The sequence below is a fragment of the Lentzea sokolovensis genome (assembly GCF_033949975.1).
Taxonomy (GTDB): domain Bacteria; phylum Actinomycetota; class Actinomycetes; order Mycobacteriales; family Pseudonocardiaceae; genus Lentzea; species Lentzea sokolovensis.
The window spans coordinates 297,733-309,837 of record NZ_JAXAVU010000016.1 but is presented as its reverse complement, the minus strand read 5'-3'; the positions used below and the strand labels follow the sequence as shown (position 1 = coordinate 309,837).

The 12,105-nt window shown below is 68.9% G+C and carries 10 protein-coding genes; 4 read left to right on the top strand and 6 right to left on the bottom strand.

Going from position 1 to position 12,105, the window contains the following annotated elements:
* Nucleotides 1–37 precede the first annotated feature (37 nt).
* Nucleotides 38–2,653, bottom strand: a complete 2,616-nt coding sequence (locus SK854_RS41810; protein WP_319980916.1) for a LuxR family transcriptional regulator — start codon at nucleotides 2,651–2,653, stop codon at nucleotides 38–40.
* 11 nt (nucleotides 2,654–2,664) lie between these two features.
* The gene (locus tag SK854_RS41805; protein ID WP_319980686.1) at nucleotides 2,665–3,327 is read right to left on the bottom strand and encodes a DUF2306 domain-containing protein; all 663 of its coding nucleotides are present in this window, start codon (nucleotides 3,325–3,327) and stop codon (nucleotides 2,665–2,667) included.
* 721 nt (nucleotides 3,328–4,048) lie between these two features.
* On the opposite strand from SK854_RS41805, the gene SK854_RS41800 reads away from it, so the two are divergent.
* Nucleotides 4,049–4,642: a hypothetical protein gene (locus tag SK854_RS41800; protein ID WP_319980685.1), complete on the top strand. Its 594-nt coding sequence runs from the start codon at nucleotides 4,049–4,051 to the stop codon at nucleotides 4,640–4,642.
* Between the two features lie 150 nt (nucleotides 4,643–4,792).
* Here the strand turns inward: SK854_RS41800 and SK854_RS41795 are convergent, their stop codons facing one another.
* The 3 genes from SK854_RS41795 to SK854_RS41785 all read right to left on the bottom strand — a co-directional run bounded on the left by SK854_RS41795 (nucleotide 4,793) and on the right by SK854_RS41785 (nucleotide 7,149).
* Nucleotides 4,793–5,518, bottom strand: a complete 726-nt coding sequence (locus SK854_RS41795) for a hypothetical protein (RefSeq protein WP_319980684.1) — start codon at nucleotides 5,516–5,518, stop codon at nucleotides 4,793–4,795.
* A 295-nt stretch (nucleotides 5,519–5,813) separates the two neighbouring features.
* Nucleotides 5,814–6,716, bottom strand: a complete 903-nt coding sequence (locus tag SK854_RS41790) for an NAD-dependent epimerase/dehydratase family protein (protein ID WP_319980683.1) — start codon at nucleotides 6,714–6,716, stop codon at nucleotides 5,814–5,816.
* 28 nt (nucleotides 6,717–6,744) lie between these two features.
* Nucleotides 6,745–7,149 carry a Dabb family protein gene (locus tag SK854_RS41785; protein WP_319980682.1) on the bottom strand — a complete coding sequence of 135 codons (405 nt, stop codon included), beginning with the start codon at nucleotides 7,147–7,149 and terminating at the stop codon, nucleotides 6,745–6,747.
* Nucleotides 7,150–7,273: 124 nt separating this feature from the next.
* On the opposite strand from SK854_RS41785, the gene SK854_RS41780 reads away from it, so the two are divergent.
* A complete protein-coding gene (locus tag SK854_RS41780) occupies nucleotides 7,274–7,903 on the top strand; it encodes a TetR/AcrR family transcriptional regulator (RefSeq protein ID WP_319980681.1) in 630 nt (209 codons plus the stop codon).
* 216 nt (nucleotides 7,904–8,119) lie between these two features.
* On the opposite strand, the gene SK854_RS41775 is transcribed toward SK854_RS41780, so the two are convergent.
* A complete protein-coding gene (locus tag SK854_RS41775) occupies nucleotides 8,120–8,653 on the bottom strand; it encodes a hypothetical protein (RefSeq protein ID WP_319980680.1) in 534 nt (177 codons plus the stop codon).
* 241 nt (nucleotides 8,654–8,894) lie between these two features.
* Here SK854_RS41775 and SK854_RS41770 point away from each other — a divergent pair, with 241 nt between their 5' ends.
* Complete coding sequence (locus tag SK854_RS41770) at nucleotides 8,895–11,777, top strand: AfsR/SARP family transcriptional regulator (protein WP_319980679.1); 2,883 nt, start codon at nucleotides 8,895–8,897, stop codon at nucleotides 11,775–11,777.
* Between the two features lie 130 nt (nucleotides 11,778–11,907).
* Nucleotides 11,908–12,078, top strand: coding sequence for a hypothetical protein (locus SK854_RS41765; protein ID WP_319980678.1), 171 nt, complete (start codon nucleotides 11,908–11,910; stop codon nucleotides 12,076–12,078).
* Nucleotides 12,079–12,105: the final 27 nt, after the last annotated feature.

The following is a 12,105-nucleotide window of genomic DNA, read 5'->3' as shown; positions in this document are numbered from 1 at the left end:
CTGCCATGCATTGCGTGCATGGCTTGACCGTCAGTGCTCACGACCGGAGACCGGGGTGGTCCCTGAGCTGCCGCCGCGAGGTCACTCCGAGCTTGGGGAAGATCGCGCGCAGGTGCGCGTCGACCGTGCGCTTGCTGATGAACAGCTGAGCGGCGACCTCGTTCGACGTCGCGCCGGAGGCGACCAGCCGGGCGACGGCCAGCTGTTGGCGCGTCAGGGTCTCGTGGACCGGCGGAGGCCGGCCGATCTCCTGCCCGGCGGCGCGCAGCTCCTCGGCGGCGCGTCCGGCGAAGGCGCCCGCTCCCGACTCCGTCAGCAGGTCGTGGGCGATCCGCAGCTCCCGCAGGGACTCGGTGCCGCGGCCCGCTCGGCGCAGCCACTGGCCGTAGAGCAGGTGCGCGCGGCCGCGGTACGGCAGCAGGGGACTGTCCTGAAGGGACTCGACGGCTTCCCGGTAGTCGTCCTCGGCGCCCGTGACCAGACCCCGGGCGTACGCCGTGACCCCTCGGCCGAGGTCGGTGCCGGCGGCTTCGGTGCGGTCGCTCAACGCCGCCAGTGCGGTCGCGGCCTCCGCCGGCTCCCCTTGCCGGACCGCCGCTTCGACGAGCTCGGGCAGGGCCACCCCGGTGAGGAAGAGGTCGCCGTGCCCGGTCGCCGCGCGGGCTGCGGTCAGAGCGGCCTCGTGGTCTCCCAGGCCGTTGTGCAGCAGGGCGGCGCTCCAGTGCAGGCTCGCCACGTGACCGGTTCCGCCGAAGCCCCGCAAGAGGTCCAGGGTCTCGTCGCGGTGGCCGCTCATCGCCGCCAGCAGGAGCCGGTGGTGCCGCAACGGGGGTTCGCCGACCGCGTCGGCGACGGCCTCCTCCTCGGCGGTCGCGGCGAGCGCCCCGGCCACGTCCCCGCACAGCACGGCCCCGGTGGCCTTCTGCGCGAAGGCGAGCCTGAGCAGCAACGGCGACCCCGACTCGCGGCCCGCCTTCAGCAGCCACTCGGCGATGGCGAACTGGGTGCCGAGGTCCCACAGGTCCGTGCTGATCATCGACGCCAGCGCGGGACGCCGGCTCCACAACGGGCCGCCCTCGGAGTGCAGCACGTCCCGCAACATCGGAAGCGCCGCGCGGTAGCCGTCCGAGGACCACGTGATCAGAGCTTCGAGGAGGTCCGGTGCGGCCGGTGGTGGTGCCAGGGCACGTGCCGCGGTCAGGACCTCCTCGACAACGCCACCGGCGCGCCCGACGACGAAGCTCGTCTCGATGGCGTCGAGGAAGCACTCCCTCGCGAGGCCGGGCGACCGCGCCGCCAGCCGCCGAGCCGCGCTCACCGTCCACACAGGACCGCTTTCGTCGCCGGGACGGGAGAACGCGATCCGCGCCCGCAGCAGGTCGGCGCGAGCGCGGCCGGGCTCGTCCTGCGCGGCCATGTCGACGGTGGAGAGGAGGTCCGCCGCCCGGTCGACGGACCCCGCCTCCAGGCAGGCCTCGACCGCCGCCAGCGTGATTCCGGCTCGGCGGCGCCCGTCCAGCGACAGCGCGACCGCCTGGTCGAGGAACGCGGCCGCCGCCGCGACGCCTCCCCGCGACCGGGCGCGCGTCGCGGCCTGTTCGAGGTCGGCCGCGACAGCGTCGTCCGGACCGGCGCAGGCCTGCGCGCGGTGCCACGCCCGCCTGTCGGGTGCCGTCAGCGCGTCGGTGGCGTCGGCCAGCACCCCGTGCACCGCGCGGCGTGCGCTGTCGGACGCGGCCCGGTAGACCGCGGAGCGCGCCAGCGGGTGGCAGAAGCGGATGCGCGCGCCGAACTCGGCGAGCCCCGCGGTGTCCGCTACGGCCGCGCCGACCCCCAGCGCCTCGGCGGCCGGCCACAGCAGACCGGGATCACCGGTGGGGTCCGCGCTTGCGATGGTCAGCAGCAGCCGGGCGTCCTCCGGGAGCGCGGCGAACCGGGTCCGGAACCCCTCCTCGACCCGGGACGGAACCGGGGCCGGCAGGGCGAAGCCGCCCGCGAGCGGCAGTTCGAGCAACGCGAGCGGGTTGCCGTTCGCCTCGGCGACGAGCCGGTCGCGGACCCGGTCGTCGAGGGGGAACGGATGGCGTGCGGCCAGCAGCGCCTGGGAGTCCCGGTCCGCCAGTCCACCGAGGTGCAGCCGCGGCAGCGCGCCCAGCGCGTCCACAGTGGACGGTGACCGGAGCGCGAGCAGCACGGCGACGGAGTCCGCCCCGGCACGCCGGGCGAGGAACGCCATCGCCTGCGAAGACGCCGAGTCGAGCCACTGGACGTCGTCGACCACGCACAGGACCGGTCGTCCCACCGCGGCGAGAAGGTCGAGGACGGCAAGGCCGACCTGGAAGGGCTGCGGTGTCCCGATGGCCAGTCCGAACGCGATCCGCAGCGCTTCCCGACGCGGCCGGGGCAGGGAGGCGAGGCGACCGAGGACCGGCACGCACAGCTGGTGCAGAGCCGAGTACGGCAGCTCCTGCTCGAACTCCGACCCGGCCGCCCGGAGCACCCGGAAGCCGGACGCCGCGCGCTCCGCGTGCGCGAGCAACGCGCTCTTGCCGATGCCCGCCTCCCCGCTGAGCACCAGCGCGCCGCCACGGCCCGAGCGCGCCTGATCGACGAGCTCGCCGACACGACGCTCCTCCCGGTCCCGGCCGATCATCACCACGCCGCTCATTCTGACGGTCGCGGCCTCCGCAGGAAGCGGTGGACGATGAAGTACTCGGCCACGAGCACGTTGCCGACCAGGGACAGCCACGCGCTCGTGGTGTACACCTCGCGGTACTCCAGCCACGTCACCGAGTTCATCAAAGCGAGGAGCGGCAACTGGTAGAGCCGCAACGTCACCGCGGCGAACGTTAGCGTGTAGTTGCGGATCATCCAGATCCGGTGCATCTGGATCTCACGTCGCCGGATCGCGGTGTACGCCTTCGCGGCCGTGTAGAGCCATGCCACGATCAGCACGAAGAAGGCCGCCTGCAACGCGAACCCGCTCTTCGTGACCGCGGACGAGTACACGGCGGCGAGCGAGGCGGCGACGACCGAGATCAGGTAGACGCGGCCCGTCACCCGGTGCAGCCGGGGACAACGGGCCCGCAGCTTCGGCACGAACTGCCACGGCCCGGTGACCAGCGCGATGCCCGCGGGCACGGCGTGGATCACGAGGCTCGTGTAGTAACCCGGCGTCGTCCGGTCGAGGCCCGGCACGGTCGTGCCCCCGACCAGATACGGCGGCACGAAGACCGCCGCGGTGGCGAGGGCGAGCAGCGCGAGAAGTCCCCACAGGAACCACCACCAGCGCCGGCCGGCGGTCCGTGACACGACTGCAGTGGACATGCGTGATCCCAACTCCCTGTGCGAAAAGGTCGGCAGCGAACGCACAAAGCCGTCACGTCGCCCGGCACGGCGAGGGGCTGCGGTCCGCGGCTTGATCATCAACCCGCTCCCGGCCGGGCCGCATCGGCACGAGTTGCCTATTTCGCGGACCGGAGATCGACCGGCGTCGCCGGGTGCTCGGCCGGGACGCGCGTCATGCGGGCGAGCGAACTCCCCGTTCCGACGCCGTCACGTGCCGGCACGACCGGTCTTGCCGACAACTCGGACCGAATGCGACCACCAGGATTTCTGGAGGAACTCCCGTGGCGAGATGGGTTGGCGCACTGGACATGTCGTGACTTCCCGGACGTCGTCAGGTGTGATCAGTCGTGTGCCACGGCGCTGCTGCCCACGTGAGAAGGCAGAGCGACTCCATGGTGTGGCCGGTGTTCGGCGAACGCCTCGATGGCGGAAGAGGCGGCGGCGATGGCCGTTGGTGACCGCAAGTAGTTCGACCCTCGTTGACCCCACAACCGCGCGGTGAGTGGGTTGCCGATGTAGTCATGCCGCTAGTCGATTGCGCTGATCGCTCGGTGTTGAGATTGTCGACTGGAGTCGCGGCAATCACGTTCACGGTCGACCGGCCCCCGAAGGTTGAGCATCCCGTACCGCTCGGATGACCACTCGCGTGAACCCGAAGCCACAGTCAGTGAGTCGCACAGATCAGGCAGGAGCAGCAGCCATGCCGGACCGGCTCCACGTACTCACCACCATCTACCAATCAGAACGAGCCGACCGAGCCACCACCCTGACCGTGAGCCTCGCGACGATCGGCGTCGCCACGACCTACCTCATCGGCACGATCGCCTTCTACGACAAACTCGATCTCCTCGGCTGGGCGATGAGCCTCTTGCCGTTCCCGCTGCTGTGCACCGCCGCCTTCCACTCCCAGCTGCTCACTCTCGCAGCCGTCCGAGCCCGCTCGATCCTCACCCTCGAACACGCTCTCCTCGCCGCGACCGACCCCGACCAGAGCCACCCCCTCGACCCCTCCCACATCGGCGCAACCGCCACCGAACGCACCACCAACATCCACACCGCGGGCACACCCCATCGCTTCGCCATGCTCATCGCCTACGGCGGGGCAGGCATCATCCCCCTCGCCTACACAGTCCTCATGCTGACCAAGGCCGCACACCACCTCAGCGGCTGGGTCGCCGTTCCCGCGGCGTTCTACCTGATCCTGCTCATCCCGATCACCTTCGCCTGGCGAGACAGCGCCGCAAAACTCAACTTCCACGCCACCACGAACTCAAACCCGGCAACCAGCACCTGACGACACGGATCTGCCCGGTGTCGGTGATCAGCAAGAAGTCCGGCACGTGCTTGCGCACCCCGCCGGAGATTTCCTCTTTGAGAAGAACGGGCTGAGCGACGACTCGGTGTACGGGCCTGTCGAAATCAGCGCCCGGCAGGGGAGTGGTGTCTAACTCGCTGCGCGGCGGGGTTCCAAGAGCTCCTCGGGGCTGCGACCCCGTCGTGCTGCGGCGAGGATGAGGGCCGCGAACACGACGGCGGCGGCCCGGACGATCCACAGCGTCGTCGGCGAGGTGACCGTGTAGCTGCCTTCGATGCCGAGCACGGCCTCGAAGACCGCCGCTGCCGCGCCCCGGCCGGACGGCAGGTCGTCGAGCGCGATCACCGGGAGAACGCTGAGCAGGGTGAGCAGTACGCCCGACGAGCCCCACAGGATGAGCGGGCCGCCGTCGGGTTTGCCGGTGACGACCCGCAGCAGGCCGCGGCCCAGCAGTTCCAGCGGCCACACCAGCAGCAGTGCGACCAGCACCGCCAGGAGCAGGCACGTGTAGGCGAGCAGCAGGAAGAGGAACAGCGAGAGGAAGATGTTCATCTCGGGGTCCAGGCCACCCGCGATGATCACCGGAAGCATGGTGATCGTCACGGCCGCGGGCAGGAACCAGATGAACAGCGGCTTCGGGTGTCGGTCCTCGAGCAGCGCGGCCGCGCCCCCGGCCCGCACGAAGATCGCCGTCACGATGATCAGGACGCCGAAGGTGCCGAACATCTCGCCTGCGTGCTCGTACTCCTGGAACTGCCCGAACGTGATCGCGGTGTAGGTCGAGAACGCCAGCGCGATCCCGCACAGCCACAGTTCCAGGCCGCGGCCCGAGACGACCGCCCGCACTTTCTCCACTCGGCCGAGGGTAATCGTCAACCGAGTCGCACAGGTCCGTTTTGGACACGTCGAGGCGAGCACGCGTCCGGAGCCATGCTCCTCTCGGCTGTCAGGTCGCGATGCCGCGCCTCTTTACGCGAGGTGCGAACCGATGGTGTCCGCGTGCCGAGCAGACCCGCGAGCAACGGCTCGACGTGTGTCTGCAGGACCCGCGGCAACGGCAGCGGTAGCTGGATGAGCTTCCGCAGGATTGTCCAGCCCTTCAAGTGGAAGCGATCGTCGCGGCACCATGGCCGTTGTGGCGACAGGAGTTTCAGCTGACCTCGTCGCGGACGGCGGTGTCGAGGTCGGTAGCGGTCAGGCCGAAGGTGTCGGCCGTCTCCGTCGCGTCCATGCGGAACGGCTCGTACCACTGGTAGTCCATCTCCGCCATCTCGCGGGCGATCGGCACGACCAGTCCGGTTGCGCGCATTGCGAAGCGCGGTAGTTGGATCAGTTTGATCGGTGATCGGCCCGCCGCGGTGGCGTAGCGACCGGCGAGCTCGCGGATCGTGATGGCAGGCGGGGACGGCACGTGCCAGGCCCTGCCCCACGCCCGTTCTTCCGACGCAAGCGTGACCAGTGCCTGTGCCATGTCGGTGTTGACCGTGAAGGTGTGCGGCATGTCCAGATGGCCGGTGATCCAGGCCGCTTTGCCCTTCGTCAGGGCCGGCTCGATGAGCAAGGAGTAGATGCCGTTGGCGCCCTTGCCGATGTAGTCGGAGCCGCGCACCTCCACCGTGCGGATGCCCGCGGCGAGGGCCTGTTCCCACATTCGTTTGCGCAGCCTGCCTTTGCGTCCGGCCGCGGCCATGGGGGTGCGTTCGGTCATCAGGCCACCGGGCTGCGGGCCGTAGGCGTACATGCTGCCCGTCAGGGCGAGGACGGCGTCGTTCGCCTTGGCGGCGGCGATGGCTGCTGTCTGCAAAGGCGGCAGCAGACGTTCCCACTCCGTGTAGGAGGGTGGGTTGGCACAGTGGTGAACAGCCTCGGCGCCGCGGGAAAGTTCGGTCAGACTGGACGGGTCGGACGCGTCCGCAGCGACCCGGTCGATCAACGGGTGCTCGGGCCCCGAACCGCTGCGGGTGATGATGCGGACGTTGTGGCCGCGCTCGACGAGCAGACGAGCGACGTTGCTGCCGATGGATCCGGCGCCGATGACGACGTGTTGGACCATGACGGTTCTCTCCGTTCCAGAGTCTCGGTCAGTGATCCACGCCGGAGCCGGTGTAGCTGGGCACGTCGGCGAGCATGTCGGCGATCTGCGGGTTGAGCTCGTTGCGGCGCCGATGCAGTTCCTGAATCTTGCTGTTGAGGTCCGGGTCCTCGTCGTCGCTGACGTCGAAGATCTCCATCCGATCCACCAGGGTCAGTCCCAGGTGGTCGGTCTGGTAGGTGGTCGGGTGCGTCAGGTAGGCGAAGAGGCCGTCGAGGTCCTCCACGACGAACACCGCGCTGTAGGTGTAGTCGCCACCGTGGTCGCGCCCGACGATGAACGACTTGATGGCGGGGTTCGACCTGCCCTGGTTGCGCCAGCCCTCCAATGCCGCCGAGATCTGATCTGGCGTCGCGGTGGCCTTCATCGTGGCGCGGCAGACGTGGTGAATCATGATCAACCCCTCGCTGGTTAACGACGTTAGATTTCCTAACGTTGTTAACCATGACGCACGCCGTCAGCGTGGTCAAGGGCGGTGGCTAGTGTTCGAGGACACCATCGAGTCGAAGTGACGGACCATGTCAATCAGCACGAGGCGGGCCCGCGAGCGGGCGAACACCCACGAGCGGATCATCGAGGCGGCGCTGCACGTGCTCGAGACCGAAGGCCCTGCGGCTCTGACGATCCGGCGCATCGCCGGCGATGTCGAATACTCCGCACCCGTCGTCTACCAGCACTTCGCCAACAAAGAAGCGCTTGTCCTGGAACTGGTCGGGTACGGCCACCGCCTGATGCTGGCCGAGGTCCTCCACGCCTTCCAGGAGTCCGATGTGGACCTGCGCATGAGGCGCATCGCGTCGGAGTACGTGCGGTTTGCCGGCGAGCACCCCCACCTCTACCAGGTCATGAACGCCCCGGCGATCGATGCGGACGAGCGCGGGCGCGTCGTACAGCCGGCCATCGACGCCCTCAAAGAGCTGCTCACCACCTGGTCTGCCAGGCACGACGTGGTCCTGGCCGATCTCGACGAGGCCTGCGAGACCCTCTGGGGCACGATGCACGGCATCGCCTCTCTCGGCCACCTCGGCAATGTCGGCAACGATCGCGCCCGACGCCTGGCCGAACAGGCCCTGCACGCGATTCTTCTCGGCTGGCGCACCGAGGCATTGGCGAATGACCAAGATCAGCGAGAGAAGACGCAGGGATGACGTCGGTCCATGGTCGAAACCCGTTCGGATCTTCCGGCGAATGTGGAGGCGCCACGTTGTGAATCGAGGGACGGCCGTCTTCGCCATCCGGCTCGGCTCGGGTTGTGACCCACCGCGACTCGAGCAGCTATGTCGCTTGACCTGCATCGCGAAGTATTGCTGCTCGACCCGAGGCGGTCGGGACGTTCCTCGGGGCGCCTCGGGTCGAGCATTGTGCTAGCGGGTGAGCAGCAGGCAGGCGGGCGGGTAGTAGGAGACCCACTGTGCTTGACGCTTCAGCCAGAGCCTGGAGCAGGCGCCCACGGATCGCGGCGCCGTGTGATTGGCGGTGACCCAGCCGGAGTCGACGTAGCCTGGCCAGATAGTGCCATCCCACGTCTTGTCGGGAGTGTTTTTGTGCCAGCTGGTGCCGATCCACATCTCGAAGTGGTACTTCTTCGACTCTTCGGGGTATGACATCGCGGTTCGCCCCTTGAAGCTATCGACGCGAAGCCCTGAGCCGAGTACCTCGACGCAGTTGTACACCGAAGTGCATGACTTTCCGCTTCTGATCGACACGTCGTCAACTGCCACGTAATTCGGCTCGACGTCGACCAGCTCGACAACGTTGCCGGAATTGTCCTTGACCGCCAGGGCTCCCGCTGGCACTTCGCTGAGATCCAAGGCTTCGTCGGCGCCGGCCGACCCGGCACCCGTGAAGACCAACAAAGCTGACGCGGCCAACGCCAGCGCGGATGTCAGAAGTTTCATTCTTCCTCCCAGTTGAACCACTGAATAAACTCTGCAAAATGCTCGGTGCTTGAGGTGACGCGACAGAGAACAACAGGCAGGGAAACCGGTGGCCGTCATCGCCACCAGGAGGTCGACTCCTCTGCGGCCGGCGAAGGCGTGGGCACGTTCCGAGCGATTCACAAGCTCCCCCCTGTGGTGTGGTGGCCTGGCCTTCGTTGCTCTCCGCCACGCTGGGAACTGTGTGCCGCTGAACGTGTGAATGCGCCTCAAAATCCCACAGTCGCTGGTCAGCCCCGGTATCCATGCCTACGCGGGAGGTATCGCGCTAGGGGGTAGCGGCAAGGTGGTGGAGGTCCGGCTGTTGGGGGAAGTGGCCGTGCTCGTCGACGGCCGCGGGATTGATCTGGGTCCAGCGCGGCAGCGGTGTGTGCTGGCGGCGTTGGCGGTGGACGTCGGCCGAGTGGTCTCGGTGGACGTCCTCGCCGAACGGGTCTGGGGTGATCACTCGCCGCTGCGGGCTCGGGCGACGCTGGTGAACTACCTGTCCCGTCTGCGTCAGGCGCTGGCCGTGATGGATGCGGCACACCTCGTTCGCAAGGCTGGTGGTTATGCGCTGGAGGTGGGGCAGTCTGCGGTGGATCTTCACCTGTTTCACGACCTGTGTGCCCGTGCCCGTGCCCGTGATGACCGGCAGATCGTGACGCTGCTGGAGGAAGCACTCGGCTTGTGGCGCGGGGAGGCGTTGACCGGACTCGATGGCGACTGGTCCGCTGCCGAACGCGATCGGCTGCACCAGCAGCGCCTGAACGCCGAGCACGACCTCGTCGACGCTCTGTTGCGGCTGGGACACGGCGAGGACCTGGTGGCGGGGTTGTCTGCGCGCGTCGCCGACAACCCGTTGGACGAGCGGGTAGCGGGCCAGTACATGCTCGCCTTGTACCGCGCCGGTCGTGCGACCGACGCGCTGGAGCACCACCGGCGGCTGCGGGAGCGGCTGGTCGGGGATCTGGGCATAGATCCGGGCACTGTGCTGCAAGACCTGCACCGGCGGATCCTGGCTGCCGACCCGGCCCTGTCCACGACCACGGCAGAGGTGAACAAGCCATCGGTGGTGCCCCTGCAGTTGCCGGCCGTGCCAGGGCTGTTCACCGGACGGGTGACCGCACTGACCCAACTGGACCGCGCCCTCACCACCAGCGCCGGCGGCTCCTCGGCCCAAGGCGGGCGGGGCGCGACAGCGGTGATCTCCGCGATCGGCGGAATCGGCAAAACCTGGCTCGCTCTGGCCTGGGCGCACCGCAACCTGCATCGCTTTCCCGACGGACAACTCTGGGTGGATCTGCGCGGCTTCAGCCCCGGCGAACCCAAGCAGGCGGCCGACGTGCTGGCGGATTTCCTCGCCGCCCTCGGCGTCGACCGCGACCACCAACCCCAGGACCCCGACGCCCGCGCCGCGCTCTACCGCACCCACACCGCCGGTAAGCGGATGCTGCTCCTGCTGGACAACGCCGCCACCCCCGACCAGGTCGTCCCATTACTGCCCGGCGGCGACTCGTGCACCGTCCTGATCACCAGCCGCCACCGGCTCCCCGCCCTCCTCACCCGCCACGGCGCCCACCCCGTCCACCTCGACGTGCTCACCCACGCCGAAGCCCGCACCCTGCTCGACGATTCACTGGGCGGCACCCGCGCCGCCGTCGCGAAGCAAGCGGTCACCGAGCTGAGCGGCCTGTGCGGCGGATTCCCACTCGCGCTCGGCCTGGTCGCCGCCCGCATCCGCAGCAGCCCTGACCTCGTGCACGAAATCGTCGAAGATCTGCGCGAACTAGGTCTGGACGCCCTGGACTCCGACAGCCCCGACGCCAGCCTGCCCACCATCCTGTCCTATTCGCTGCGTCAGCTCACCGACGAAAACCGCACCGTGTTCGGCCTGCTGGGCATCGCCCCCGGCCCCGACACCACGCTGCACGCCGTGGCCGCCCTTGCCGGCCTGCCCGAGGTCCGCGCACGCAAAGCGCTGTCGGCATTGGAGGAGGCATCCCTGCTTGAACGACGGCTGCACGGCCGATACGCGATGCACGACCTGGTCCGCGCCTACGCCGCCGACACCGCCTGCCAGTTGCCCGACGAGGTGCGGGAAGTGCCGCTGAGGCGAGTGGTCGACTTCTACCTCCACACCTCCTACACCGGCGAACGGGTTCTGGATCCCCACCGCCCAGCGGTCCACCTGGGCACGCCCGCACCTGGTACTCGACCCCAGGTGCTGCCCGACACCCGAGCGGCCTTCGACTGGTTCGACGCCGAGTACCCCAACCTGCTGGCAGCCCAGCACGTCGCCACCACCCGCCGGTGGTACGCCGCTGTGTGGCAGATGGCTTGGACCTTGACCACGTTTCAGAACAGGCGGGGACACAGCCACGACCAACTCGCCGTGATGCGGGCCGCATTGGCGGCCGGCAGTCACCTCGACACCCCCGCAGTCCACATGCTCCTCCATCGGCTGATGGGCATGGCCTATGCGGATGTCGGGCGGTACGACGAGGCGGTCGAGCACCTGAACCAGGCCCTCGTCCTGGCAGAACACCACGACGACCTTCTCAACCAGGGACGGAATCACCGGGGACTCGCGTGGACGTGGTCACATGCGGGAGACACCTCCAAGGCGTTGCACCACGCCACGCTCGCCCTGGACGTCCATCGCTTGCTCGACAACCCTGTCGAGGAAGCCTTGTCACGGTGCCTCGCCGCCAGCTACGCCGCTTTTGCCGGCGACTACGACCGGGCCTCCGAAGACTGCGAGATCGCGCTCCGCCAGTGCCGCGAGCACGGCATCCGCGACGGCGAGGCCTCGACCCTCACCGCCATGGGCTACATCGGTCATCACACCGGCCATCATCACCGGGCGGTCCGCGACTACTACGCGGCCATCACGCTGCACCGCGACACGGGCAACGTGTACCTCATGGCCGACGTCCTCGCCCAAGTAGGCCGTCCACTCGCCGTCCTCGGCCACCACCGTCGCGCCCGTGCCGCGTGGCAGGAAGCCCTGCAGATGTACCAGGAACAGGGCCGCCGCGACTACGCCACCCGCGTGCGACGACAACTCGACGAGTTGTCGTCGCAGGGGGATTCGTGCGATTAGCGAGTTCTCTTTGTGCTGCAATGATTCTGGTGTGCCGGGGTGACGGCGACGCAGGCCGTCGCCGCGCCGGCGTAGTGTGAGACCCGTTGTGTGTGCGCGAAAGCGGAGCTCGGCCGGGCGCCGGGTGTCGGTGAGCGACGTCGGTGACGGGCGGACCCTGTCGTTCGGCGCCCAGCAGCCGACCGACCCGCGGTACAGGCGGGCCGTGGAGGCGTTCGACGAGATCAACTCCGCGTCGGACTGCACTCCGAGCGACTGCTGGGACGCGGACGACCACGACTGCCGGCGTGTCGACGGGTGAACGCGTTCCACGACGGACCTGGCCGGC